20 protein-coding genes are annotated in these 26,086 nt (G+C 49.6%); 16 read left to right on the top strand and 4 right to left on the bottom strand.

What is annotated here, in order from left to right:
• Positions 1-71 precede the first annotated feature (71 nt).
• The 6 genes from O9H85_RS31940 to O9H85_RS31965 all read left to right on the top strand — a co-directional run bounded on the left by O9H85_RS31940 (position 72) and on the right by O9H85_RS31965 (position 8,673).
• On the top strand, positions 72-3,197 hold the full coding sequence (locus tag O9H85_RS31940) for a beta-galactosidase (protein WP_409348234.1): 3,126 nt from the start codon (positions 72-74) through the stop codon (positions 3,195-3,197).
• A 20-nt stretch (positions 3,198-3,217) separates the two neighbouring features.
• Positions 3,218-4,522 carry an ABC transporter substrate-binding protein gene (locus O9H85_RS31945; RefSeq protein ID WP_269885423.1) on the top strand — a complete coding sequence of 435 codons (1,305 nt, stop codon included), beginning with the start codon at positions 3,218-3,220 and terminating at the stop codon, positions 4,520-4,522.
• A 14-nt stretch (positions 4,523-4,536) separates the two neighbouring features.
• On the top strand, positions 4,537-4,668 hold the full coding sequence (locus tag O9H85_RS31950) for a hypothetical protein (RefSeq protein WP_269885424.1): 132 nt from the start codon (positions 4,537-4,539) through the stop codon (positions 4,666-4,668).
• A 2-nt stretch (positions 4,669-4,670) separates the two neighbouring features.
• On the top strand, positions 4,671-5,975 hold the full coding sequence (locus tag O9H85_RS31955) for a family 4 glycosyl hydrolase (RefSeq protein ID WP_269885425.1): 1,305 nt from the start codon (positions 4,671-4,673) through the stop codon (positions 5,973-5,975).
• 153 nt (positions 5,976-6,128) lie between these two features.
• A complete protein-coding gene (locus O9H85_RS31960; RefSeq protein ID WP_269885426.1) occupies positions 6,129-7,580 on the top strand; it encodes an MBOAT family O-acyltransferase in 1,452 nt (483 codons plus the stop codon).
• A complete protein-coding gene (locus O9H85_RS31965) occupies positions 7,543-8,673 on the top strand; it encodes a hypothetical protein (RefSeq protein ID WP_269885427.1) in 1,131 nt (376 codons plus the stop codon). Before O9H85_RS31960 ends, O9H85_RS31965 begins: the two co-directional genes overlap by 38 nt.
• On the opposite strand, the gene O9H85_RS31970 is transcribed toward O9H85_RS31965, so the two are convergent.
• From O9H85_RS31970 to O9H85_RS31980, 3 genes are all read right to left on the bottom strand, one after another.
• Positions 8,663-9,667 carry a phosphotransferase gene (locus O9H85_RS31970; RefSeq protein WP_269885428.1) on the bottom strand — a complete coding sequence of 335 codons (1,005 nt, stop codon included), beginning with the start codon at positions 9,665-9,667 and terminating at the stop codon, positions 8,663-8,665. The genes O9H85_RS31965 and O9H85_RS31970 overlap by 11 nt on opposite strands.
• A 24-nt stretch (positions 9,668-9,691) precedes the next feature.
• Positions 9,692-11,263: an FMN-binding glutamate synthase family protein gene (locus tag O9H85_RS31975; protein ID WP_269885429.1), complete on the bottom strand. Its 1,572-nt coding sequence runs from the start codon at positions 11,261-11,263 to the stop codon at positions 9,692-9,694.
• A gap of 307 nt (positions 11,264-11,570) precedes the next feature.
• Positions 11,571-12,350 (bottom strand): phytanoyl-CoA dioxygenase family protein, encoded by a 780-nt coding sequence (locus O9H85_RS31980; protein WP_269885430.1) that lies wholly within the window; start codon positions 12,348-12,350, stop codon positions 11,571-11,573.
• Between the two features lie 393 nt (positions 12,351-12,743).
• Here O9H85_RS31980 and O9H85_RS31985 point away from each other — a divergent pair, with 393 nt between their 5' ends.
• From O9H85_RS31985 to O9H85_RS32025, 9 genes are all read left to right on the top strand, one after another.
• Positions 12,744-14,417, top strand: a complete 1,674-nt coding sequence (locus O9H85_RS31985) for an extracellular solute-binding protein (protein ID WP_269885431.1) — start codon at positions 12,744-12,746, stop codon at positions 14,415-14,417.
• A gap of 93 nt (positions 14,418-14,510) precedes the next feature.
• Positions 14,511-15,482: an ABC transporter permease gene (locus tag O9H85_RS31990; protein WP_269885432.1), complete on the top strand. Its 972-nt coding sequence runs from the start codon at positions 14,511-14,513 to the stop codon at positions 15,480-15,482.
• 11 nt (positions 15,483-15,493) lie between these two features.
• Positions 15,494-16,375, top strand: a complete 882-nt coding sequence (locus O9H85_RS31995) for a carbohydrate ABC transporter permease (RefSeq protein ID WP_269885433.1) — start codon at positions 15,494-15,496, stop codon at positions 16,373-16,375.
• Positions 16,376-16,494: 119 nt separating this feature from the next.
• Positions 16,495-17,211, top strand: coding sequence for a phytanoyl-CoA dioxygenase family protein (locus tag O9H85_RS32000; protein WP_269885434.1), 717 nt, complete (start codon positions 16,495-16,497; stop codon positions 17,209-17,211).
• A gap of 41 nt (positions 17,212-17,252) precedes the next feature.
• Positions 17,253-18,065: a sugar phosphate isomerase/epimerase family protein gene (locus O9H85_RS32005; protein ID WP_269885435.1), complete on the top strand. Its 813-nt coding sequence runs from the start codon at positions 17,253-17,255 to the stop codon at positions 18,063-18,065.
• Positions 18,052-18,912 (top strand): AraC family transcriptional regulator, encoded by an 861-nt coding sequence (locus O9H85_RS32010; RefSeq protein WP_269885436.1) that lies wholly within the window; start codon positions 18,052-18,054, stop codon positions 18,910-18,912. The genes O9H85_RS32005 and O9H85_RS32010 overlap by 14 nt, the downstream gene beginning before the upstream one ends.
• A 145-nt stretch (positions 18,913-19,057) precedes the next feature.
• The gene (locus tag O9H85_RS32015; RefSeq protein ID WP_269885437.1) at positions 19,058-20,074 is read left to right on the top strand and encodes an NAD-dependent epimerase/dehydratase family protein; all 1,017 of its coding nucleotides are present in this window, start codon (positions 19,058-19,060) and stop codon (positions 20,072-20,074) included.
• A gap of 1 nt (position 20,075) precedes the next feature.
• Entirely contained in the window at positions 20,076-21,149 is a 1,074-nt protein-coding gene (locus O9H85_RS32020; RefSeq protein WP_269885438.1) for a dihydrodipicolinate synthase family protein, read from the top strand.
• 82 nt (positions 21,150-21,231) lie between these two features.
• Positions 21,232-22,584: a helix-turn-helix domain-containing protein gene (locus tag O9H85_RS32025; protein WP_269885439.1), complete on the top strand. Its 1,353-nt coding sequence runs from the start codon at positions 21,232-21,234 to the stop codon at positions 22,582-22,584.
• A 63-nt stretch (positions 22,585-22,647) separates the two neighbouring features.
• Here the strand turns inward: O9H85_RS32025 and O9H85_RS32030 are convergent, their stop codons facing one another.
• Positions 22,648-24,858: a helix-turn-helix domain-containing protein gene (locus O9H85_RS32030; RefSeq protein WP_269885440.1), complete on the bottom strand. Its 2,211-nt coding sequence runs from the start codon at positions 24,856-24,858 to the stop codon at positions 22,648-22,650.
• Between the two features lie 238 nt (positions 24,859-25,096).
• On the opposite strand from O9H85_RS32030, the gene O9H85_RS32035 reads away from it, so the two are divergent.
• Positions 25,097-26,086, top strand: coding sequence for a Gfo/Idh/MocA family protein (locus O9H85_RS32035; protein WP_269885441.1), 990 nt, complete (start codon positions 25,097-25,099; stop codon positions 26,084-26,086).

The raw sequence follows: 26,086 nt of genomic DNA on the forward strand, positions 1-26,086 counted from the left end.
AAAATGGCTTAATTTTTTATTGTGTAGAATAATATTCCTAACAAAACTAACGAACTGGAACGGGGAGTGCTATATTGAGTAAAACGATTGTTTTTTATGATGAATCTTTTCCGTACCCGGGTGTGCGCCCGGACCAGGCATCGCTCCATGACTTCAGTGAACATGTGGTCATTGCGGATGCCAAACAATTAGGCAAGGAGCTGAACGGCCAAAAGTACAGCTGCTTCGTCAATCTCCACGGCCCTTATTTTCCAAAGAACGTATGGAAGGATATACTGGCTTTCTTGAGCAAGGGCGGCGGATTGGTGCACCTCGGAGGAGCCCCCTTCAAGTTTCCGGTGTACGAGGAGGACGGAACTTGGCTTACGGAGCATGAACAAACCGCCTACCACGGCCAATTGGGCATTCACGAAGCGCTGGAGGTTAACAGCGGCCGAATCGAGTCGTTCGCTGCCAATGCGGATATTCCGATATTGCAAGGAAAGGAAGCTTTGTTTGAAATCAAGCCGACGTACGGGCTTATTCTTCACGTAACCAAAGCAAGCGATCATCCGCATCATATCGGCTCCAGCGGTCCGATGGACACGCATATCTACCCGCTGCTCAAAGGGATGATGGCTGACGGAAGAGAGTCGGCGGCTCCCGCAGTGTTGATGGAGCATACGAAAGGCTCATTCGCGGGCGGGCGCTGGATGCTGATCAATCAAGCGGTCGGGGAAACGTTCTGGTCTAACGGAGGCGCCGGAGCGGTCAAGGAATGGGCGGAATATTGCTCCCGCGGGGTAACCGAAATGTGGTTGAAGCCCAATTACGGATGCTATGAACCGGGGGAAAGCCCTGTTCTTACCATACAGGCGCAAGCGATCGGGCAAGCGAATTCGTCCTCGTGGACGCTGATGCTCGAAGTCATCAAGCAATCGCATTTGAATGTGCATACATACCAGTGGGAGGAACGGTTGGAGCTGGAAGCGGGTCCGAATCTGGCGTTCGCGAAGTGGCGCGTTCCGCTTACGGTCGAGCCCGGATTTTATTCGGTGACGTGTAAAGCGCTATCCGATACGGGGGAAGTACGCATTCTGCGGCAAGCCTTTTGGGGCTTTGATGCAGAGTTGCTGCAGCAAGGGATGCCTCTCTCGTGCGACCGGGATTATTTTTGGAAAGATGGGAAACCGCTCCCAATCGTCGGTATGACCTATATGACGTCGGATGTAGCCCGAAAATATTTGTTCCTGCCCAATCCATCGGTTTGGGACCGGGACATGGCGCAAATGAAGCGGGCCGGCGTCAACCTGATTCGAACGGGGATTTGGTCGACCTGGCGTCAGATTATGTTCGTGGACGGCCACCCGTCGGAAGAGGTGCTGCGGGCGATCGACGCTTTCGTATTAACGGCCCGGCGGCACGACATGGAAGTCACGTTTAATTTCTTTGCTTTTACGCCCGAAGCGTGGGAAGGCGACAATCCGTATCTGGACCCGAGAAGCGTGGAAGCACAGAAAAGGCTCATCGCGGCTGTCGTTGCACGGCATGCCCGGACGGCCAATGTCCAGTGGGATCTGATCAACGAACCGTCGATGTTCGATCCGAAGCGTCCTTTCCAGGGGCCGCGCTCCGCAAAGGATTCTTTCGAAATCCAGGCCTTCATCGAGTGGGTGAAAGAAAGGCACGGCTCCATCCGAACGCTGCAGGAGCGGTGGAATATGACGCCGGCTCAGCTCCCCGACTTCTCGGCCGTCAGGCCGCCCGAGCCGGGGGATATCAACTTTGACGTTCAAGATATGTCCAAGGCCAAGAAAGGCGTCCGGTGGCTGGACTATACGCTTTTCACTATGGAGATGCACAACCGCTGGGCGCGTGAGCTTGCGTCCGTTATCAAATCGATCAATCCGAGCCAGCTCGTAACCGTAGGCCAGGACGAGGGGCTGGCGGGACAGCGGCCGTCGCCGTTTTTCTACGCCGAAGCCGTAGATTACACGACCGTGCATTCCTGGTGGAAGATGGATGAGCTCGTATGGGACGGCGTATTCGCCAAGGATACGATGAAGCCGAATCTCGTGCAGGAAACCGGCATCATGTATGTGGAGACGCCGGATGGAAGGGCGAAGAGGTCTGAAGAAGAGCTGCGCAATATTTTGGAGCGCAAATATGCCTATGCGTTCTCAACCGGGGGAGCCGGAGCGGTTCAATGGATTTGGAACACGAACTTCTACATGGATAACGTGAACGAATCGAATATCGGGGCGCTGCGCGCGGATGGGACGGAGAAGCCGGAGGCGGACGTGACCTACGATTTCGGCCGGTTCATAGGGCGCATCCAGGAGCTGTTCGTAGACCGCAAGCTTGAAGACATTGCCGTCGTATTCCCTTATTCCAACGATTTCTCGAACCGGAAGCTTGCCTTTGACGCCACAAGCCGGCTGTGCAGAGTGCTCCATTACGAAATGAACGTTCCGTTCCGCGGAATTGGCGAGTATCACTTGCAATCGCTGCAGCAGCATGCGCCGAGGCTGATTATTGTTCCAAGCGCGCACAATGTTTCAGACGCCGCCATGCAGCAGCTGATCTCGCATATCGAAAGCCGCGGAGGCGTGCTTGTGGTTACCGGTCCCGTAAGCATCGATGAATATTGGCGTTATAACCCGCGCCTTACGTCCTTGGTAGGGGATACGAAGCTGGGCAACATCGTGCGCGAAGAAATCATGGAGCTGAACGGCAAGAAATACCCGGTTTCCTTCGGCGGACGAAGAATCGCAGAATTGACCAAGGAGTCGGAAAGGGGCTCTAGCGACGATGCAGCGGTCCGGGAATACACGATTGGTAAAGGGCGGTTCATATGGTGCCCTCTGCCTCTTGAGCTGAACCTGCGCTCCGAACCGATCCATGCGCTTTATCGATACGTTATGTCTCTGGCGGGAGTTGAAATCGAGCTCGATTGGAAGCAGGGCGGAGACATGCCGGGCATTTACGGAAGGAAGCTGCAATTCAAGGAAGGAGCACTGTTCATTTTCGTATCGGAGTGCTCGGCTGACGTTTCCGTAGACGCGGTCGATCCGGTTACCGGAACGGGATATGAATTCACTTTAGAGAAGGAACGTACCGTGATGTTTGCCACAGACGCCGGCGGAGCTGTGACAGCCGTCTATCGGCCGGATGAAGTCAGCATCCATGCTTATACCCATGAAGGCGTTAAATTTTAAAATGACTGGAGTGGTGCTCCATGTTGAAAAAAATGTCCGTTATCGTTTCATTCGCTCTATCGGTCAGTGCGCTTTCCGCTTGCTCGAGCACGGGAACTCCGGAGAAACCGAAGCCTTCGGCTGATGAGAAAATACAGACAGGCGAACCGGCAACCGTCCAATTGGCCATATCGAAAGGCTGGCTGACGGATGAGGAAATCGACAAGTACATTATCGATCCGACCAAGAAGAAATTCCCCAACATTACGATCAAGCTCGTCACGATGGACGGAAAGAACGTCACGCCGACAACGCTTGTTGCTGCCGGGACCGTACCCGACCTGATCATCGTGGCGAATCCTACCATCAACGATATCACCTCATTGGAGCTGGACGATAATATCGAGCCTCTCATCAAGAAGCACAACATCGACCTGAACAAATTTAAGCCGGAGACCTTAGCCGCCATTAAAGGATCAACCGGTTATGATTATTTGGTCGGACTGCCGTATGCCATGCACTTCTCCGCACTCTATTACAATAAGGATCTGTTTAACAAGTTCGGCGTGCCGTTCCCGAAAGACGGAATGACATGGGATGAAGTGACCGAGCTTGCGAGGAAAATGACGCGGCTCGATAACGGAGTACAGTACCGGGGCCTCGAGCCGGACCATGTGACGCGCCCGGCTTCCCAGCTGTCTTTAGGCTTAATCGATCCGAAGACAATGAAAACGACCGTCAACTCGGAGCAATGGAAAAAAGTATTTACGACGCTCAAGAACATTTACGATATTCCCGGAAACAATCAGATGCAAAACTTTAACAATGCGAGCGACCAATTCGCGAAAGACAAGACGCTCGCTATGCGCCCTGAGCTGAACGTGTTAGGCCGGTTTGCCGCCGTAAAGGATTTGAACTGGGATCTCGTCACTTATCCGACCTTCAAGGAGACGCCGAACACCGGCATGCAGGTCGACGAGCACATCCTTGCGATCACCAGAACGAGCAAAGTGAAGGATGCGGCAATGGATGTCATTTCCGTAGTCGTCTCGGATGAGGTTCAATTGACAATGGCGGGAGATGCAAAAGTATCCACGCTTAAGGATGATAAATTTATTAAAGAATTCGGCAAAAACGTCGACTATGTGAAAGGAAAAAACATGGAAGCGGTGCTTCGCATGAAGCAGGCTACGCCCGTGGCGGTTACGAAATACGACAAAATCCCGAAAGACCGTATCCAAAACGCGATGGAAAGCGTCGTCAAAGGACAGGAGGACATCAACACCGCTCTGCGTACGGCTGAAGAAGAGATCAACAATAAGCTGGCTACGGAAACGAAGAAATAAAAAAAGGTACCGTCATGAGGGGAGATGCCTCGCCGGACTACTTCGGTTCCGCGCTCAAGACTCGCAACGTGGCCGATTTTGAGCTGGAGCATTTTAAAGGAAAAGCAGCCCATGCGGGCAAACGGGACATCGTAACGGAGGGATAATGATGAAAATTGTGTTGATTGGCGGAGGCAGCTACGTGTTCGCTCCTACGGTTTTGGAGGACATGATTGTCAAACACCGGCTGGCCGGATGTGAGCTGGTATTGGTCGATCTCCAGAAGGAAGCGGTGGAAGCTATGGCCGCAGCGGGAAAGCGCGTCGCTAGGGAGCTCGGCGTGACGCTGACGATTCGATGCAATACGGAACGAACGCATGCGCTTCCGGGGGCGGATTATGTGATCGTCTCCGCCTCTCCGCAGGGGGCTGGAAGATGGCAGATGGATTACGACATTTTGCGGGAAGCGGGGATGCCCGACCAAGCGAGAGAGTGCGGCGGAATGGGAGGCATGCTGAACGCCTTCCGTTCGATCACGCTCATCATGGACATTTGCCGTGATATGGAGAAGCTTTGTCCCGGAGCGGTTCTGCTCGATGTGACCAATCCGATGCCCAGAGACGTAACGGCCGTACACCGGTACTCCTCGATTAAAACGGTAGGCTTTTGCAATATCGCGTACCGCGGTCCGGACGGATATGATTTTCTGCCGCGCTTGATCGGCAGGCAGAAGAACGAGGTTCGTATCGTGACGGCCGGCTTGAATCATTTCGCGTGGCTCCTGGAGATCAAGGATGCACAGACCGGGGAGGACTTGCGGCCTCTTCTGGAACGGTACATTTTGGAGGGCGACTGGAGCGGGCAGCCTGCTGGCACCCGTAAGGAACTATCGGTCATGCGCCGCTGGCTGATGGAATACGGCGGAGTAGCCGCGGGCAGCGTAGACCATCACGCGGAATATTTGCCGGTACAACCGGACGTCCACTACTGGACCAAGCCTCCCTTTCACGGGAATGAAGCGGAACGGCGTCAGCGTCTTCTCAAACTGAAGCATATAGCCAATGGCCAAACGGGATGGGAAGACTTGTTCTTACACGGAAGCTGGGAGCATCCGGTGGACGTGGCCGTCACTCTGCATAGGGGATCGTCGTCCGCCTTCGATATCGTTAATTTGCCGAACAAGGGGAATATGAAGCAGCTTCCGGACGGACGAATCGTGGAGCTGCCCGCTGTTGTCAGGAACGGCGAGATTGCCGCGGCGATTGTCCCCGATTTGCCCGAAGTCGTGGCAGCGCTATGCAGAACCGTGTCCGATGTGCACGAGCTGGTTGTGGAAGCTGCGGTCAACGGCAGTACTGAAACGGCGAAGCTGGCGATTGAGCTGGATCCGGCCGTTACGGATAAAAAAGCGGCGTTCACCGCGCTCGATCAAATGCTAAAGGCCCATTCGGATTTGCTGCCGCAATTCAAATGATTCATTCGGCAATGCGGATATGGATTTGCCGTGTCGTAAATTTATATCCGCATTGTCATGTTATTGGATTATAAAACGGGTCAAATGTATGTTAATCTCTTCTTAAATCAAGAAATGTAAGCGCTTTTATTTGTGCCTGAGAGGAGGACCCTTGTGCTCTTTAACTCCATATCGTTCCTCGTCTTTTTCCCGACCGTGACTTTGGGTTACTTTATCCTGCCTCACAGGCTGCGATGGATTCTGCTCCTGGCAGGGAGCTGCTATTTTTATATGGCCTTCGTGCCCAAATACATTTTGATTCTGGCATTCGAAATCGTCGTAAATTACTTTGTGGGAATTGCTTTGGAAAAAACGGATGGCCGCTTAAAGCGGGGCATACTGACTTTTGGCATCCTTGTGAATGTTTCCGTTCTTTTTTTATTTAAATATTTTAATTTCTTCAACGAAAACATAGCTCTATTAGCCCATTGGCTCCATTGGAATTACGGTTTAGGAAGCTTGTCGCTGCTGCTGCCTATCGGCCTTTCCTTTCATACGTTCCAAAGTATCGGTTATCTCATCGATGTTGGTAGAGGCCGGCAAGCGGCCGAACGCCATTTCGGAATTTTCTCTCTATTCGTTATGTTCTATCCTCAGCTCGTGGCAGGACCCATCGAACGATCGGGAAACCTGCTGCGGCAATTTTATGAAAAGCATGAAATCGACTTGGATCGCATGGCAAGCGGCTTGAAGTTGATCATTTGGGGCTTGTTTAAAAAGATGGTGATTGCCGACAGGCTGGCGGACGTCGTAAATAAAGTTTATGGCGAGCCGTCTTCGTATTCCGGACCTGCCTTAATCACAGCTACGATTTTTTTTGCCGTCCAAATTTATTGCGACTTCTCAGGCTATTCCGATATCGCGATTGGCGCTGCGAGAGTCATGGGGTTTCGGCTGATGGAAAATTTCAGGCAGCCGTATTTCTCGCAGTCGATATCCGAATTTTGGAGAAGGTGGCATATTTCTTTGTCGACCTGGTTTAAGGATTACGTATATATCCCGCTCGGCGGGAACCGTGTAGCCCAATGGAGGCGGCTGTTCAACTTATTCGTCACCTTCACGGTCAGCGGAATTTGGCATGGAGCCAATTGGACCTATGTGATATGGGGAGCTTTGAACGGATGTTATTTGATTGTTTCCGTACTGACGGAACCCATGCGGAACGCGATGGTGAAGAGGATCGGGCTTAATAAAATTCCGTTCCTTCACCAAATCATCCGAATGCTCATCACGTTTACGCTGATCTGTTTTTCGTGGATTTTTTTCAGGGCGTCTTCTCTGTCCAGTGCGCTGGATGTGATTGGGCATTTGACGAGCTTTAGTCATTACAGAGTTACAAGCCTATCCAAGGTTATCCCCCAAACGGAATTGATCATCGACGCGGCTCTTCTGGCCGTATTGCTAATAGTTGACTTAATCCAGGAGAAGAAAGGGACATGGACGGTTCTGTCCCGAATACCGCTTGGCTTCCGATGGTTCTTTTATTACGCGATCCTGTTTGCCATCTTCGTCTTAGGGGTGTATGACGTTGCTTACAAAACTTCATTCATTTATTTCCAGTTCTAGAGCCTCGTTCGACGAAGCGGTAAGGGTAAAGCCCAAAACGAAAACATCAGCGTTTATTATGATGAAGGCGGTTCTATTTATTGCCGTTTTCTTCTTGCTGGAAGGTCAGCTGGCCGATATTCTGGATCCCGGAAGATATAAGAGCAACTTTCATCCGCGGCTAAGATGGGAAGAGTTTTATGGCATGAAGCAAAATATTGACGTCGCCTTTTTGGGCTCTTCTCATGCCTACCGCAGCTTTGACCCGACCTTCTTTGATCGTGAGTTAAACGTCACCAGCTTTAATTTCGGACATTCCGATCAGAATCCCATCGACAGCTACTATGTTCTGAATGAAGTGCTTAGATTTCATCATCCGAAGTTAATCGTGCTGGAATTGTTTTTTCCGTTATCGGAAGGGGTGGAAGCAAATCAAATTTCAGCTTCTTATTTTTTGTCGGCATCGTATGTTTATGACTATTTGAAGCCGTCCATGAACAAATGGGCTTGTTTCTTTGACGAATTTCAGCCCAAGGATTATTTGAAGGCCTTTTTTCACACGGTTCGCGATAAAGACAACTATAAAAACATGAAGCTGATCAAAGAAAACTTGAATAGAAAAGCTGTGGCGATACATGATTGGTTGACCCGCAAAGAGGTTCCTGCCACGATGCCGACTGCTACCAGCCTGGGTGAAATCTATAAGGGGCGGGGATATGTCGTGAATGATGGAGTTGCGTCTCCAAAGAAGCTTCAGGAAACGAACCGATTAAAGGTTTATCAGGGTCTTCCGAATTGGGATGAGAAGAAATTGCGTTACATCGATAAGATCGCCGGTCTGGCGAAGGAGAAGGGGATCCCCATCGTCTTCGTCACCTCTCCGCTTCCGCCCAGCACCATGAAATTTTTGAAAAGATATGAAGATATTCATAACAAATATCAGGAAATCGCGGATCGGAACGGGGTGCAATATTTAGACTATAATTACATGAAAGGCAAGAATGTACTGTTCACGGATAAAAATTTCAAGGATGAGGATCATTTGAATTCCTCGGGCGTTAAAATATTCAATCAAGATTTGCTTCCCTTGCTGAGGCCCTATTTCAATCCATGAAATTGATTGCAGGAGGCTTAGGCAGCCCAAGAAGGGTGGACGACCATCGTAGTGCAGGTCCCAATTGTAAACGCTGAATAGATCTAAGCCTCGGGAGTAAAGGGATTGGCGGTTTACCGGCTCTCGTTGCAAAAAATCCCGCTGCAGCGGCGGCAACGGATTGTTCGGCATAGCTGGGAAAATCAATGCCACGAGCAGCCATTGCTCTTTTGTATTCGGGCAGCAAGCGTTCTGCGGTGGGTCCGCCTTCACCCTCTATACTCGGAAAGAAGAAGCCCGCGTCAAATATTAACGGTCCTCTGCAGGCCGATGCCCAATCGAACAACACCAATGAACCGTTTCTAAAACGAAGATTATCCGAACGGACGTCTTTATGGATTAACCCCCAAGGTTGGTCCGGACGCATAAGTTCCCCTTCAATCGGAATCAGCGTATCAATGACTGCGTCAAGCCAAGCCTCGGCTTCGTTTCTTTTATCTTGAAATAGCCCAAGGAAATCAGTTCTTTCATCATGGTTATTTTTAATGTTTAGCCAATTGTCAGTAAAACCTTTGCCAGCCATTGCTTGTACCTTACCAGCCTCAGAGAGTCCCTGCACGTGAAATGCTGCCAGATCTCGAATGGCTTGCAAAGCCAACGCCTCGGACCAAGGCGGAACCTTCTTGGCAATTCTTAAATCCTCCAGCAATAATAGATGCCATCCATCAACACTTACAGACCCAAAATAACGAGGAGAAATGGGAGTAATCGCAGTGACATGACGATACGCGGCTTCTTCCAACGGAAGCACTCTCCAATTCTCAGCAATGGAACCTTGCCCGGCTCCCTTGGCGAATATGGTTCTGCCGTCTTCTAAGAAAAATCGAAAGGTTGCAGTGGGCCCGTAGCCTCCAAATACACGAGAAGCCCTGCGTATAGAGCTTCCCATTTTTTCTTCAACTTGCTTGCGTAGTTCTTTGGGGACATCCCGCCAGTAAGGTTTAGGTTCACGCATTGCGTTTCACATCCTTTTCCAGTTTTACATGGACTCCGGATAAGGAAACAAATCCACGATTCGGAAGCTTTGGCCGCTTTCGTTCGTATACACCAGATGTTCTCGATTCAATCCACGGGGACTTTCCAAGCCGCAGGCGGCTGCCAGCGAAAACAAGCCTTCCCTCAAATGAAGAATATAGTTCATCACGCGCCACTGTTTCTCTTCAGGCGCCAATGCCTCTTGATACTTAGAATCCGTCGTTGTGATGCCTGTCGGACACTTGCCGGTATGACACTGCAGCGCCATAATGCAGCCGTTGGCCATCATAAAGCCGCGCGCTGAGTTGACGCAATCTGCTCCCAGCCCCAGGGCGATCGCTACTTTGTCGGGTGTAATGAGTTTACCGGAAGCAAAAATTTTGAAACGGCCGCGCACGCCGAATTTTCTTGCCGTATCGTCGAGAATGAGCAGCGCGGCAAAGAGCGGCAAGCCCATGCCGTCCGCCATCGCCTTGAAGGTCGCTCCGGAACCGCCCTCGGAACCGTCAACGGTAATGAAATCCGGATAGATATCCAGCTCGACCATAGCCTGAAAAAACGGCTCAAGCCGCTTTGGATCGCCTACGACGATTTTGACGCCCACCGGCTTGCTGCCTTCATCTTGTAAGAGGCTGATGAAACGCAGCGCTTCTTCCGGATTGGTTAGGAATTCGAACCGGTTCGGCGAATTTACGGTTTTTCCTACAGGTACTAAGCGGGCTTTAGCGACTTTTTCAGTGACCTTGGTGCCCTCGAGGTGCCCGCCGCGTATTTTGGCACCCTGATGAAACTTCAGCTCGAATGCCTTGATATTTGGAACGCTAGCTTTGCGCTTGTATTCTTCTATAGAGAAGCGGCCCGTGTCATCGCGGAAACCGAACAAGCCAGGCCCGATCTGCGAGATGACATCGACGCCCGTAGCAAGGTGCACATCCGCAACCCCGCCTTCGCCTGTATTGATCCAAGAGCCGCCCGCCATGAATGCACCGCTCCCTGTAGACTGAATATAATGTTCGCCGACGGCTCCGAAAGAAGTGGCTGAAGCGCCGAACAAGCCTTTGAGCCGCCAAGGATATTTACGGTTTTCACCCACAACAATGACATCGTCATCATGCAGCAGCCAAGGTTTTACTTGTTCTTCTATGAATTGCTCCTTTCTTGTAAACAGTCCTTCATCGGTAATGACATATTTTTTTCCGGGTATCAGCCCTTCGTTATCCACCTTAAGCTCGCTCGTCAATTTGGGGAACATGGCATTGGACAAATAAAGGCCGGGCTTCTCATAATCACGCTTGCCTCCGAAAGAAATGAGATCCGTCCGGTATTTCGCTGCATAGACGATACCTACAAAATCGGCCCGTGAGAACGGCTTCCCTTCCGTGTCACTGTCGAACCAGTACTGGCGGAACTCGGGCCCCAGCTTTTCGAGCATATAACGCAGCCAACCGAGGAACGGATGTGACCGGATGATGGAATGCTTTGGTTTTTTGGATAAGGCATACATATAACCGAAAAAAATAAGCGGTGGCAGCGCGACAATAACAATCAGAATGACCAACAGGAAAATATGTACCATGTAGCAAATCCTCCCGGACGCGGAAATCGATCAAAAATAAAACAGGTACAGTATACCACAAACTTCCAAATATTACTCACGAAAGCTAATCGAATTGTTTTTTGAATCCATTTGCCTCACCTCGTCATGAAACCAGGATAAACGGCTACGCCGTCCTTGTCTTACAAGGACCAGCGCGTTTATCAAGGTTGATGCGAAGCTATAAGCCCGCGAAAAACTTATAAATTCTTATCAACTTAAAAAGGCTACAAGTTTAGTTTAACTTATAGCCTCTTAATAACATTGAAATAATCCCGGCATACCAAGCTCAATCTTCAGTCAATTTACCGGTATACGTATATTTTCTGAATATCGGATTGATGCCGCTGAGCATCATCCCCTGTCCCCAGTTTACATGAGTATCTTTTGTTGGCAGATCTTCCGGATCACGCACCTGGACAAGCACATTTCTTCGGGGGCGGTCGCTGCTATTGATAGGCGAACCGTGAATGGTTAAATAATTAAAGAATAACACGTCTCCCGCTTCGGCCAGGCACGGAATTCCGCTTTGGATCGGATATTCTTTATGGTTCAAATAATGACTGCCTACGTGGGGAAGAGGACCTAATTTATGAGATCCGGGAATGACAAACACACATCCGTTTTCCTCATTCGTTTGATCCAAATGAATGCTTGCCAGCATCATTGTATGCTTTTCGTGTGGAAAGTACGGATAATCTTGATGCATGGGGAAGGCGGCACCCTTTTCCGGGGGTTTGACCATCATTTTGGTATGATGGAGCTGGACGTTATCGCCAATCAGCTTGGTGAATACTTGCACGAGATTCGGATGGGTGATCATCCGGGTAAACTCGGCATCATGATATTGCACATCGTGGAAGCCCTTCAGCACCAGTTTCTTCAATACTTCCGGCGGCAAATAATCTCCTTGCCAAGCATGGCTCCGGTCAAATTTGGAGGCAGCCGCCCGTTTCAGGAAGCGATCCACCGAGTCCCTGAGAACTTCAACCTCCTCTGCGTTATAAACTCCTTTCACCAGCAGGTAACCGTTCTCATGATAAAAATTCACCTGTTCCGCAGTAATCATGTCGACTCCTCTTTTCCATAAGTAGTGGTGTGTAACCTGTTTTTATTTTATTGCTTTTTGCATTGCCTGTATTTATCCAAGTCAGACAGCTTTTTGCACTTTGAAGCCATATTCGTTTTAGTCAGGAAGTATCGAAAGATATGCAGTATCTATAAAAAGATCTGCGGAGTAACGGGTGCCTTTCTTTCTTATAATGAAGACATACCAAAGGAGAGGTGAGCAAACATGCCGACCGTTAAACGGAGCTTTGCAAATGAAGGTTTGTCCAATGACCGATACTCGGTCCGATCATAAAATCCGCCAAATCAAACTAGCTTGGTTCCTCAGCTGAAGCTCCATCGCTTTATGTAAACGGTTACATAACGGTTTAAAATGCTAAGGGGGAAAGGAATCATGAATGGTAAACTCCGCAAGACCTCAGCTTCCGTCATTTCTTGTGCACTGCTCGCAAGCCTACTCGCAGGTTGTACTTCGAATTCTTCGCAACAAACCGCTTCGCAGGAGAAATCTACAGAAAAGTTAACCTCAATTCCGCTGCCAATCGTTGATAAGCCTCTTACATTAACTATGTTTGTAGCCATGGACCCCAAAGTAGCGGCAACCATGAAAAATTATAATGAAATAGCTGAATTCAAGGAAATGGAAAAAAGGACCGGGATACATATTGATTTCATTCATCCCGCATCGATGGATGCGGCAAATATCAAAGAACAGTTCAATCTTATGGTTGCATCGGGTAATTTGCCCGATCTTATATATTATAGTTGGATAAACGACTATAACGGTGGGCCCAATAAAGCTATTAAGGATGGCGTAATTATTCCGCTCAATGATTTGATCGATAAATATTCTCCGAATCTCAAAAAATTTATGAATTCCGACCCTAGAGTGAATAAGCAGCTGCGTACGGATGATGGCACGCTCTATATATACCCTGAAGCACAATCGCCGGATCAGTATGCAAAGGTAAATCCCAACCCTAATCCCGCTTTTCAAACCTTCGGATGGCAGATCCGACAGGATTGGCTGGAGAAACTGAATCTAAAGTCGCCGGAAACGATAGATGACTGGTATGAAGTATTAAAAGCTTTTAAGACAAAAAATCCTAGCGGCAGCGGTAAAAATGACGAGATCCCTTTGGCACCCAAAGGAGCGGGCGATTTACAAAACTGGATAAGGGCATGGGGCATCAATTACGGTTGGTATCATGACGGAAATACAGTAAAGTTCGGACCCTATACGCCTGAATATAAAGAAGCTCTTACGACATTAGCCAAGTGGTATAAAGAAGGCTTGATCGATCCCGATTTTGCATTAACCGATGCTAAACAGTTTGATACAAAGGTCATGGGTAACCGTGCGGGCGCATGGGTGGGAGCCACATCGGGAACATTCGGGAGATTTGTCCAGTTGATGAAAGCGAAGGATCCGACGGTAAAATTGCTAGGAACGGTTCCGCCTTACGTTGCCGGCACGAAATCATATAATTTTAATGTAGACGAAATCAAAGTAAGTAATGGTATAGGTGTAGCCATCTCCGCCAAAAGCAAGCATCCGAAGGAAGCGGCCATGTGGTTGGATTACGGCTATAGTCCTGAGGGAGCATTGCTCAATACCTTTGGTATCGAAGGACAGAGTTACAAGATGGTGAACGGTTCGCCTCAATTGCTCCCTGAAGTCACCAATAACCCGCAGGGCTTGTCTATAGACGAGGCGTTGTCTAAATATACCAGAGGATCCGGCGGCGGTCCCTATGTACAGACACCTGAGCTTTGGCAGCAACGCATGTCATTGCCCGAGCAGCAGAAAATTATCGGCTTATGGAAAGCAGGTTCATACGATAGAACCATGCCTCCAGGGGTAACGCCAACCATTCAGGAATCGACAAGAATGGCATCCATCATGTCTACAGTTAACACTTATAAGGATGAGCAGTTCATAAAGATGGTTATGGGACAGGTGCCGATAAGTGAATTTGATAATTATTTGAAGACATTGAAGGGTATGGGGATAGAAGAAGCAATAAAAATTCAGCAGGCTGCCTACGACAGATACATGGCAAGATAATAAGTCTTCGTCTTGAACAGGAGATGAGCCGATCGGGATGATCGCTCATCTCCATAGTCCTTTATGAATACCCTAAATAAAGGAGAATGAACTATGGAGAATATAAAGGCTGGTGAAGTGCAGCTTTCCAGGAGTGTCTATCAGACGAAAAAACAAGGATTTGTTCACAGGCTTGGAAAAGATTTATATAAAAACAGATTCATTTATTTCATGGCGCTGCCGGTTATTGCTTACTACATCGTATTTCAATATGTTCCAATGTACGGAGCGACGATTGCATTTAAAGATTTTACCCCTATAAAAGGAATTTTGGGGAGTCCATGGATCGGATTTCAGAATTTTACCGATTTTTTTAACGATGTATATTTTGGTAGAATACTTAGCAATACACTTTTAATCAGTTTATATAACCTGATATTCGGATTTCCGGCACCCATCATATTAGCCCTTTTATTAAATGAAGTGCGGAAGAATGGCTTCAAAAGGTTTGTACAATCGGTAACCTATTTGCCGCATTTTATCTCTGTCATGGTTTTGTGCGGCTTAATTGTAGATTTCACCTCAAGAAACGGGATTATTAACGATCTCTTAGCTTTCATGGGAATGGAAAGAACCACCATGCTGCTTCGCCCCGAATTATTCAGAACCATCTATGTAGGCTCTAATATATGGCAAGAATTGGGTTGGGGTTCTATTATATATTTGGCTGCATTAGCCGGAATCGACCAGGACTTATACGAAGCCGCAAAGATTGACGGGGCCGGACGATTTAAACAAATGCTGCATATTACGCTTCCTGGGATTATGCCGACCATTGTCATCCTTTTTATTTTGAGAATGGGCAGCATGATGAACGTTGGATTCGATAAAATATTTCTCTTATATAATCCCATTACTTATGAGACCTCGGACGTTATTTCCACCTACGTTTATCGAAAAGGTATTCTGGAATCGAACTACAGCTTCAGTGCGGCCGTAGGATTATTTAACTCGGTTATCAATTTCGTGCTCTTGGTGATTACAAACAAGCTCAGTAAAAAAGTCAACGAGACAAGTCTTTGGTAGGGGTGAAAATCATGAATCAAAAAAGAAGTATTGCTGAAAACGTTTTCGGTGTTTTTAATCTATGCTTTTTGTTATTCCTAACGGTAATTACGCTGTATCCGTTTCTATATGTTGCATTTGCATCCTTAAGCAACGCGTCTGAATTAGCAAGTCATTCCGGTTTGCTGCTGTGGCCTTTGAAGTTTAACGTAGACGGTTATATTAGTGTCTTTAAAAACCCGAATATGATAACAGGATATACCAATACCATCCTGTACGTCGTGGTGGGAACAAGCATCAATCTGATCATGACCTCCCTTGGAGCCTATGTTTTGTCTAGAAAAGGGATCATGCTTCGAGATACGATGATGATGATGATTGTTTTTACCATGTTTTTTAGCGGAGGCTTGATTCCCAACTATTTGCTTGTGAGAAGTCTTGGCATGTATAACACCATGTGGGCACTCCTGATTCCGGGCGCAATCAGTACTTACAATTTGATTATTATGAGAACCGCTTTTGCAGCCATCCCGGATAGCTTGGAAGAATCCGCGAGAATGGACGGCGCGAACGATTTTACCATATTGTTTAGAATCATATTGCCATTATCCAAAGCAGTGATGTCGGTTATGCTTTTATTCTATGCCGTGGCTCATTGGAATTCATGGTTTAGCGCGATGATTTACTTGCAAAATAGAGATATGTATCCACTGCAGTTATTCTTGCGCGAGATATTGATAAACAGCAGCACCGACAATATGATTACAGGCTCCAGCGGGGATGATCGAGAGGCCGTCAGCGAAATTATTAAATATTGCACCATCGTTATAGCGACCGGTCCAATCATAGCCGTATATCCGTTCTTGCAAAAGTACTTTACGAAAGGGGTTATGATAGGAGCAGTGAAAGGGTGAAAACTCCCTAGCCTTAGTTAAAAGACCGAAAAATCTGCAATATCCATAGAAAGATCTGAGGAGCAGCGAATCCCCCTTCATTTATATAATGAAGGCATCCAAAGGAAAGGTGAGGACATATGATGTTGCTAACCGAAAAAGAAGTTGAATTATATCATCAGAATGGGTACTGCCTCTACAATAAACAGGTATTTTCCAAAGACCAGATGGCTAAGCTGAATGCGATCTTTGAAGAGCACTTGGCCCAAAAAGGAGATAAGCTGTCGGATGAGCTGGACAAACCGCATTGGCGGGATCCGAGGCTGCTGGAGCTGCTGCTGAGCGACCAGGTATTGGATTTGGTGGAGCCATTGATCGGACCGAATATCGGGCTATGGACGAGCCATTTTATTTGCAAAGATCCCTTTACGGGAAGAGCGACGCCTTGGCATGAGGATTCCGCTTATTGGAAAGGTAAAATCCAATCCTACGAAAAAATTGTCACCGTCTGGCTTGCAATGGACCGATCTACGATGGAAAACGGCTGTATGCGCGTTCTTCCCGGCACACACCGAAACGGATTTTCCGAATACGAGGACGTGGATCGGAAGTTCAATACTTTCGGGTCTCAAATCAAAAATGTAGACGAGTCGAATGCCGTGTATTTCGAGTTGGAGCCTGGAGAATGCTCGCTTCACGATTCGCGGATTATTCACGGGGCCAAAGCAAACACAAGCCCTTACCGCCGCTGCGGCTATACCATGAGATATTTCTCTACGGAGCTCAAGGTGCTCGAAGACCGGCCGCTTTGGCTCGCTCGGGGAAAAGATATTGCCGGGAACAAATACGTGAATTAATTTGGATTGAGGTACAATCCGACGTCGGAAGGGGGGTATTTATGGAACTTAAGATGATCAAAGCGCTATGGGGAATGACAGGCACTTTGGAGGAGATGTTCCTACAGGTTTCAAACGCGGGGTATAACGGAATCGAGGCCAGGCTGCCTGCGCCGGAAGATGAGAGCCGGTTTAGGGAACTACTCGAGCAATATGGATTTGATTATATTGCCCAATTGGGAAGAGACGGGGAGACGATTGATTCGTTTGCTTTCCATGTGGAACGCGCGGCAAGCTTTAACCCGATCTTGATTAATTCCCATAGCTCGCGCGATGATATGCCATATGACAATCAACTGAAATTTTTCGAGAAAGCCTTGGAAATTGAAAGGAATATCAGGATTCCGATAGGGCATGAAACTCACAGGCGCCGGGCCATGTTCACTCCATGGACAACGGAGAGGCTCCTTAGGGACCTCCCGGACTTGTCCATTACTGCGGATTTCAGCCATTGGTGCTGCGTGTGCGAATCGCTCTTGGAAGATCAAGTCGATCGTCTGGCCTTGGCTTGCTCCAGAACGATCCATATTCACGCGCGTATTGGCTACGCACAGGGCCCTCAAGTCCCAGACCCGCGTGACCCTGCTTTTTCGTCGGAATTGGAAGCCCATGAACGCTGGTGGAGAAGTATCATTCAGCATAGACTGAAGGCAGGACATTCCTGGACAACGATTACGCCGGAATTTGGCCCTCCAAACTACATGCACACTTTGCCGTTTACCAAACAGCCGGTATCCGATTTATGGGATGTCTGTTTATGGATGGCTAACCGGTGCAGGGTCAAAGGAGAGGAATGGATGCATGAGAGGCAATAAACATCCGGAACGGCTGACAGCCGAGAAATACAACCTTCCTACGACTTCATTCCATATATTTAAAAATACAATTCATAAAAAGATTGAGCTTCATTGGCATGAGTTTTTTGAAATGAGCTTTGTCATTGACGGCGAAGGCATCCATGTGATGAACGGTACGGCATATCCGCTTCAAAAAGGGAGCCTGTTTTTGTTGACGCCGTCCGATTTTCACGAAATCATTCCGGATACGGAGAGGAAGCTGGAGAAGTATACTTTGATTTTCTCGGAAGATCTGCTGGACGATAAGCTCTATTCCTTGTTATTCAATGATATTCATACGGATAGCTGCCTGTTTACGGGTACCGAGTATGCCCAAATGGAGGCTGACTTCCAAAGGTTGTTGGAGGAAATGTACGATTCGCAAGTCGGGCACAAGCTTGCAATCGAATATACGCTAAGCCGTATTTTGATCGATGTGGCAAGGAAACGGATGCATTCGGAGAAAAAAACGGAAGTCCCGGACGTTTATCAACCGTTTCGTGACGCTCTTATATTTATTCACCATCATTTCAGGGAATCTATTACCTTGGAAGACGCAGCCAAGCAGGCAGGGCTTTCCTCCAGTTATTTCAGTAACCGTTTCGGTCAAATTACGGGATGTTCCTTTCAGGTATACCTGCAGGAGTTGAGGCTGCAGTTCGCTAAATCGCTGCTGCACGTTTCCGATTTGACCGTTACGGATATTTGCTTAGCTTCCGGTTTTAATACACTCTCCCATTTCGAACGCTCCTTCAAGCGCAAATATGGACTGTCACCCAGGTTATATCGGATGCAACCGCCGGTTTCGGCAGGAACTGGAGTCTGATAGATAAGCTCTTTCTTAGCTGTTTCAGCTGGGGAAGAGCTTATTGTTTTTATTATATAAAGACAATTTAAAGATTTGTCTTTATATCGCAGGCTTTTTACAATAGAGATATCAGTACCCAACTCTATGTCGAGAGGAGCTTGTTATGAAAACCATTGAGGCGTTGGAAGCGAAATTAGCGGAGCCGTCGGAAGCGCTCATCCGGGATATCGCCGCTCTGGATGGAGACATTATGCTGCTCGGGATTGGCGGAAAGATGGGGCCGAGTCTGGCCCGCTTGGCAATGAATGCGATCAAGGAAGCCGGCGTATCGAAAAAGGTGTACGGGGCTTCGCGGTTTTCGTCCGGCGGATTGCGCGAAGAGCTCGAACGGGACGGCGTACATACCCTGGCGGTCGATTTGCTCGACGATTCGCAGCTTCAAGCCCTGCCGGAAGTCAAGAATGTGATCTACATGGCCGGCACCAAATTCGGAACGACAGGCAATGAGCATTTTACGTGGGCGATGAATTCCTATTTGCCGGGAAGGGTGGCGGAGAAGTATCGGAATTCCCGGATCGTCGTCTTTTCCACCGGGAATGTGTATCCGCTTACGCCCGTGCTGCAGGGCGGAGCCACGGAGCAAACGACCCCTAACCCGAACGGGGAATACGGGCAATCCTGCTTGGGCCGTGAACGCGTATTCGAGTACTTCTCTCATAAGTATCATACGCCGATAACGATTTTTCGCCTGAATTATGCGATTGATTTGCGCTACGGTATTCTTCTGGAGATTGCCCGGGCGGTCAAGGCAGGACAGCCGATCGATATTACGATGGGACACGCGAATTGTATTTGGCAGGGGGATGCCAACGAAATGGCCCTTCGTTCACTCTCGGTCTGCAGCACGCCGCCTGCCGTCATTAACGTGACCGGACCGGAAACGTTATCCATGCGCTACGCCGCTGAGCAGTTCGGGCTTAGGCTAGGCAGAGAGCCGGTGTTTACGGGGAAGGATGCGGACACGGCGCTGCTCAGCAACGCTTCCAGAGCGAACGGCTTGTTCGGTTATCCGCGGGTGACCCTCTTGCAAATGATCGATTGGATCGCGGAGTGGGTAGCTGCGGACGGAATAACGTGGAACAAACCGACCCATTTCCAGGAGAGAGAGGGGAAATTTTAAATTGACGGCTTCCCGTAAAGAACTAAGTCCCGAGCTGCTGAAGGCGCTCCACGAGGGGGGTGTGATTCCCGCACATCCTCTGGCGTTAACCGAATCGAGACAGCTGGATGAGAAGCATCAGAGAGCGTTGACTCGTTATTATATCGCCTCCGGGGCAGGCGGAATTGCTATCGGCGTACACTCGACCCAGTTCGAGATCCGGGATAAAGAGGTTAATTTGCTGGAGCCGGTGCTGCGATTAGCTGCGGAGGAAGTGCAGCGGGCGAGGCTGGATCGTCCTTTCATAAAAATTGCCGGACTCTGCGGTCCGACCGAGCAGGCTTTGGAGGAAGCGGAGCTTGCGGTAAGACTGGGCTACGATATAGGTCTGCTCAGCATGGGGGGACTGCAGGGCTGGGATGAACGGCAAATTCTGGACCGGGTTCGGTCCGTCGCGGAGATCATTCCGGTATTCGGCTTCTATCTGCAGCCGTCGGTCGGCGGCCGGATCTTCAGCTTCCGGTTCTGGGAGCAGCTTGCGGACATACCCGGCGTGGTTGCGATCAAGATGGCTCCGTTCAACCGGTATCAGACCATCGACGTTGCGCGTGCGGTATGCTATTCGAAGCGGCGCGACGAGATCGCCTTGTATACCGGGAACGACGATAATATCGTAAATGACCTGCTCACGACCTACCGCTTTGAGGTTCGAGGCAGGACGGTTGAGAAGCGCATAGCCGGCGGTCTGCTTGGCCATTGGGCCGTATGGACGAAACGGGCGGTGGAGCTGCTGGAGGAAATCAAAGCTGCGCGCGAACGAAGCGAAATCACCCTGGATTGGCTGACACAGAATATCGAGGTTACGGATACCAATGCGGCATTCTTTGATCCGGCTAACCATTTTGAAGGCTGCATTCCGGGCATTCACGAGGTGCTTCGCAGACAGGGCTTGCTGCAAGGCCGGTGGTGTTTGAATCCCAAGGAAGAGCTGTCCCCGGGCCAAATGGAGGAAATTGACCGGGTGTACCGTGATTACCCCCATCTGAACGACGATGAATTTGTCAGGAGCCGTTTGAGCGAGTGGCTGTCGGATTAGGGGTTAGCCTCCGGCCGTTTGATCAGGGACAAGGCTAAAGCAAACGATCCTGCGGGATCCCATGTATGGAGGCAAGATAGGAATGTCTGATGCCAGTATGAAAGAAGAAAAAAAGGGAATTGCGATCGGCGTCATCTGCCCGGAAGGGTTTGAAGAGCCCATGCGTTCCGCACTAAAGCGGTTCCCCTCGTTCGAGCCCGTGCTTCTTGCGTACCGGAATGAAGAGGAAGCCCACGCCATCGCCAAGCGGCTGATGGAGGAGGCGGAGGTGCTCTTCTTCTCCGGCCCGCTGCCCTATATGCAAGCGGAGAAGCAGCTGAAATTCACGGTTCCCGCACACTATCTGCATTTGACCGGTACTGGATTGTACCGGGCTTTATTTTGCCTGGAGCGGCAATCAGGCCTGCAGGCGCTCTCCGTCGATACGCTGACGAATTCCATGGTGACCCGTGCCTTCAAGGAACTGGGCGTAGAGCAAGGCTCGATCTTCACCTATGACGGACCGGGCGTTTTTTCGCGGGATGACCTGGTGAGCTTTCACCGCCGTCTTCATGAACAAGGAAGCAGCATGGCTGCACTCACGGGCTTCCGGTCGGTTGCCCAGGAGCTAACGAAACTCGGTATTCCTAACGAATGGGTCGTTCCTACGGAGCAGGATATTATCGTAGGCCTCGAGCGGGCCTTGCTGTCCACGGAATCGCGCAAGAATAAGGAGTCCCAAATTGTCCTCGGGATCATCGCGGTAGACGATTCGGTCCGGCTGTTCGATAAGATCGGCTCGGAGCATGAGGTTCAGAGGCTGAAGCTCGACATTCACCGGATGGTGCTCGGATATGCGGAGTCGCTGGACGGTCATCTCACGGATTTGGGCGGGGACGAGTATTTGTTCATCACCACCCGAGGGGTCTTCGAGAGAGAAACCGGAGGCTACAAATATATCCCTCTCGCCAGGGAGGCGGAGCGATCGTTCGGTCTCTCCCTCAGCGTAGGCGTCGGGTTCGGATTGTCGGCGAACGAAGCGGGCACGCACGCAAGACAAGCGCTTCGGCAGGCCCGTGAAGCGGGAGGCAATATCAGTTACATCGTGCGTGAAGACGGCGGCGTGATCGGGCCGCTGGAGATGTCCGAGCCGCTCGAATACAACCTGGCGCTGCTGGACGCCGATTTCATCAAGAAGGCCGAGCAGTCGGGGATGACGCTGACTTATTTGAGCAAGCTCTCCGCCCGGGTTTCCCGCAAAGGCCAGACGGATTATACGGCTCAGGAGCTCGCTGCGATTCTGGGTGTTACGATGAGGACGGTGCATCGGCTGCTGCTGCAGTGGATTGATGCCGGACTAGTGCAAAGCGTCGGGGAACGGAAGAGCCAGACCAAGGGACGGCCGAAGCAAATTTTTCGTCTTGTCTTCATGGGCGGCGATCTTGGGGCAAAATGACCTTTTCGCTGGGTCGCAATACATGTTCGATAAAACACGTACTTCTCCTCGGTACGTGTCTTGTTACATAGGAAGCTGCTTGCGGAATTCGCTCGGGGTGATGCCCGAAAATTTCTTGAACATCCGGTTGAACGAATTCATGTTCTGATAGCCCGATCTTCTCGCAACGTCCTGGATCTTGCAGTCGGACTCTAGGAGCATTTCCTTGGCCTTGCCGATCCGGAGATCGTTCAAGTAGTCGATGAAATTCACGCCGGTCTTTTCCTTGAAGTAAGTGGACAAGTAGCCGCTCGTGATGTTAAGCTTCTCGGCCATGAGGTCAAGCGTAATGTCTCCGTCGTAATGCTTCTCCATATAGGCGATTACGAATGAGGTTATCGGATCGCGCACTTCCTTCTTCTTATTGATCAATTCGATAGTATCCCGGAGAAACGCCTCCAGAAAGGAAGACAGCTGCCCGGTTGTATGACACCGGTTCAGCCGTTCAAGGAAGGATACCGGTGTCTCCAGATGCTGATAATCGACCTGCATCGTAATTAGGGTTTTGACGGTTTTATGGATAATTTCCTCGCCGAACCTATAGAATTGGTCGGACGAAGCCCCTCGTTTGTTGAGGAGAGCGAGGAACCGCTGCACGAGCTGCCAGGTTTCGGCTTCATTGCCTGCCTGCAGGTTCAAGTAAAATTCCTGCTCCTGCTGGGGAGGCAGCAGCATGGATGTGAATTCAGGTTCTTGACGGCTCGCGATGATTTGGGTTTCATCGATGAACCGGCGCTGTTTGATGGAGCGGAGAACCTCCTCATAAGCAAGCGTCATCTGGGACGAGCTGGTGTAGATCGAGCTGAAAGCGATCGTAGCGAAGCCTTCCTCCTTGTCAAACTCAAACACCTGCTTCAGCTTCTCGAGCAAATGGAGCAGCGCCGTCCGGTCGGATTCGTCCATAAACACAAAGGAGAGAATTTGATTCGACTCGATCTGGAAGGTCAAGGACTCGTGATATTGCTGCTTGAAGTTGAAATCGATGAATTCCCGTACATAATAAATCCAATTTTGCTCCGTTCCCGCCTGATCCTCATCCCGTTTTTTATAAGTTAATTCAAAGAATACGAATACGAACGGCCGGTCGGTAAAATCCATTTCGATATTGCTGCGTATTTTTTTCAGGCTGCTGATGTAAGCGAAGCTTTTGAGCTGCGAGTTCTTCTGGCTGATTTGGCTGCCGATGAGATTGAATTCGTTGATCCGGCTCCGGATCGGAACGAGCGCATTGAACTGCTTGATCGACTGAATGATCCGTTGGATCGGATTATTGATGCTGATGCTGAACAGGATGGAAGCGGCGATGCTGATGCCGATCGTAACAAGGAGCAGCGTGACCAGGGATACGTTGAGCCGAATCTGTGAGGCTACCGAGGCGTCCGGAACGACATTCACATACGTGAGTCCGGAGACGCTCCCCTTCCTGTAGAAGTAGTAATTCGCGTCCTTCTTGATGTAGCTCTTCGTCTCGTCGAGAGCGGGCAGTGCGCCGAGGCCGGCGTCCGGAGTCGAGGCGAACAGCGTTTGGCCGCGTTCGTCCAGAATGAAAAAGTTATCGTTAATGGACAGATGAAACGCCTGGAACATACTCTTCACGTCGAGGAACGCCGCCATATAAAAATCCTGGTACCAGTTATTTTTCACGATTAAAGGAAATTCGGTCCCAAGCAAATTGTAATCGTTCTGAAAGGGAACGTCGTAAAACGGCGAAGGCGGATGAACGCGGAACGGAGTACTGTCCCGGAATTGATTCTGCCAGAAGGAGAGGGGATAGCTCCGGCTGTAATAAAATTTGTTGAAAAACGTGCTGTCTCTCGTGATCGAGTTCTTGTCCAGCACCATGCCGTTTTTCTTGTAATAGAGCATGACGTTATTGAGGTAAAGCAGGGGATTCAATGTCATTTGGCGCAAATCCTGAATAGTTTTGGAAGCGATGTCATAGTTGACGGTCTTATTCTGGTCCATATAAAGCATCTGCACGTTCTCGTTGAAATAAAAGTTGAGCAGCTGGTTTTTGATGAGCTCGAATTCTTTTTCATAATTGTCCGTCGTCGTCTTGAGATTGAGGGTGTTATAGTGGATGACTTCGCTGCGCAGCTTGTTCTTGGAGAAGGTCATGGAGAAGACGTTAAAGGATCCGAGCATGACGATAATGATGAGGAAGCTGAGAAACAAGCGAATAAACAGCGAGTTCGTTTTCATTTTCAGCCGGAGGATCAGGTGAATAAGCTTCATTAGCAGGACCACCCCTTCGAACGTTGCAGCTTGGTACTCATTATACCTGAAGGCGGGGCGATTGAGAACACGTCCGGAGGAGGTTTGCAATCACCTCTTTTATGAAACATTCACTGTTTTTCGGAAATTCGTAAGGGTGAGGAGATTGAGAAATTTAGAGGATGTTCATTTGTGGCTGCTGATCATACACTTGGGATAGCAAGACGACCATCGAACCACAGGAGTCAGGAGGCGGCTCATGCTTAAGACAGCCATCATCGGAGCTGGAAAAATCTTCGACAGCCATCTGAAGGCGATCGCGCAGCTGGACCGGCTGAAGGCCGTAGCGGTTGCGGACGTGCAGGGGGAAAAGGCGCAGGAGGCGGGCCGACGCTATGGACTTCACTCGTATACGGATTACAGGGTGATGCTTGAGAAGGAAAAGCCGGATCTCGTCATCGTCGCCCTTCCGCACTGGCTTCACAAGGAAGCGGCGATCGACTGCGCCCGGGCGGGAGCCCACATGCTGATAGAAAAGCCGATGGCTTTAACCGTGGGTGAATGCGACGAAATGATCGGGGCCGCACGACAGCACCGCGTCCAGCTGATGGTCGGTCTGACGCAGCACTATATCCGGGAGAATCGGGTGGCGAAGCAAATCGTCAAGCAGGGCGATCTCGGCAAGCTTGTAATGATTAACGATACGCGCCATCAGCTCTATAATGTGGAGTCCCGTCCGGAATGGTTCTTCCATAAGGCTCAGGCGGGCGGGGGGATTCTGACGAACCTCGGGGCCCATTCCATCGACAAGATCCAGTGGCTGCTGGACAGCCCCATCCGGAAAGTAAAGGCTCATTTAAGCTACCATGTCGGCCGTGGGGATATCGAAGGAAGCGGAGCGTTGTTCCTGGAAACGGAAAATCACATTCCTGCCACTGTTGTACAGTCAGGCTACGAGGGGGTCCCTGTGAATGAAACGCAGCTGATCTTCACGAAGGGAATGCTGCGGCTCGCGACGGGCAAAAGCCTCTGGATTAGCGATCAAGGCCGGTATAGGGAAGTGGAAATGCCGGAGGCGCAGGATCCCTTCAAGCTCCAGCTGATGGAACTGATCGATGTAATCGATGGCGTCCGGCCTTTGGAAAGCTCGGGGGAATATGCCAAATCCATTAATGCCGTATTGGAAGGAATCTACCGGTCCTCGGAAACGGGAACCGAAATCGAGATTTTCAAAACGATGACGAGGTGA

The organism is Paenibacillus gyeongsangnamensis, from assembly GCF_027533625.1.
Classification (GTDB): Bacteria; Bacillota; Bacilli; order Paenibacillales; family NBRC-103111; genus Paenibacillus_G; species Paenibacillus_G gyeongsangnamensis.

Bases quoted from the DNA above. Each gene is read 5' to 3' on its own strand.
- O9H85_RS31995 (WP_269885433.1), top strand. From the start codon at position 15,494: ATGAATCAAAAAAGAAGTATTGCTGAAAACGTTTTCGGTGTTTTTAAT.
- O9H85_RS32005 (WP_269885435.1), top strand. From the start codon at position 17,253: ATGGAACTTAAGATGATCAAAGCGCTATGGGGAATGACAGGCACTTTG.
- O9H85_RS31985 (WP_269885431.1), top strand. From the start codon at position 12,744: ATGAATGGTAAACTCCGCAAGACCTCAGCTTCCGTCATTTCTTGTGCA.
- O9H85_RS31975 (WP_269885429.1), bottom strand. From the start codon at position 11,263: ATGGTACATATTTTCCTGTTGGTCATTCTGATTGTTATTGTCGCGCTG.
- O9H85_RS31970 (WP_269885428.1), bottom strand. From the start codon at position 9,667: ATGCGTGAACCTAAACCTTACTGGCGGGATGTCCCCAAAGAACTACGC.
- O9H85_RS32035 (WP_269885441.1), top strand. From the start codon at position 25,097: ATGCTTAAGACAGCCATCATCGGAGCTGGAAAAATCTTCGACAGCCAT.
- O9H85_RS31990 (WP_269885432.1), top strand. From the start codon at position 14,511: ATGGAGAATATAAAGGCTGGTGAAGTGCAGCTTTCCAGGAGTGTCTAT.
- O9H85_RS32015 (WP_269885437.1), top strand. From the start codon at position 19,058: ATGAAAACCATTGAGGCGTTGGAAGCGAAATTAGCGGAGCCGTCGGAA.
- O9H85_RS32000 (WP_269885434.1), top strand. From the start codon at position 16,495: ATGATGTTGCTAACCGAAAAAGAAGTTGAATTATATCATCAGAATGGG.
- O9H85_RS31980 (WP_269885430.1), bottom strand. From the start codon at position 12,350: ATGATTACTGCGGAACAGGTGAATTTTTATCATGAGAACGGTTACCTG.
- O9H85_RS32030 (WP_269885440.1), bottom strand. From the start codon at position 24,858: ATGAAGCTTATTCACCTGATCCTCCGGCTGAAAATGAAAACGAACTCG.
- O9H85_RS32010 (WP_269885436.1), top strand. From the start codon at position 18,052: ATGAGAGGCAATAAACATCCGGAACGGCTGACAGCCGAGAAATACAAC.
- O9H85_RS32025 (WP_269885439.1), top strand. From the start codon at position 21,232: ATGTCTGATGCCAGTATGAAAGAAGAAAAAAAGGGAATTGCGATCGGC.
- O9H85_RS31955 (WP_269885425.1), top strand. From the start codon at position 4,671: ATGAAAATTGTGTTGATTGGCGGAGGCAGCTACGTGTTCGCTCCTACG.
- O9H85_RS31950 (WP_269885424.1), top strand. From the start codon at position 4,537: ATGAGGGGAGATGCCTCGCCGGACTACTTCGGTTCCGCGCTCAAGACT.
- O9H85_RS31945 (WP_269885423.1), top strand. From the start codon at position 3,218: ATGTTGAAAAAAATGTCCGTTATCGTTTCATTCGCTCTATCGGTCAGT.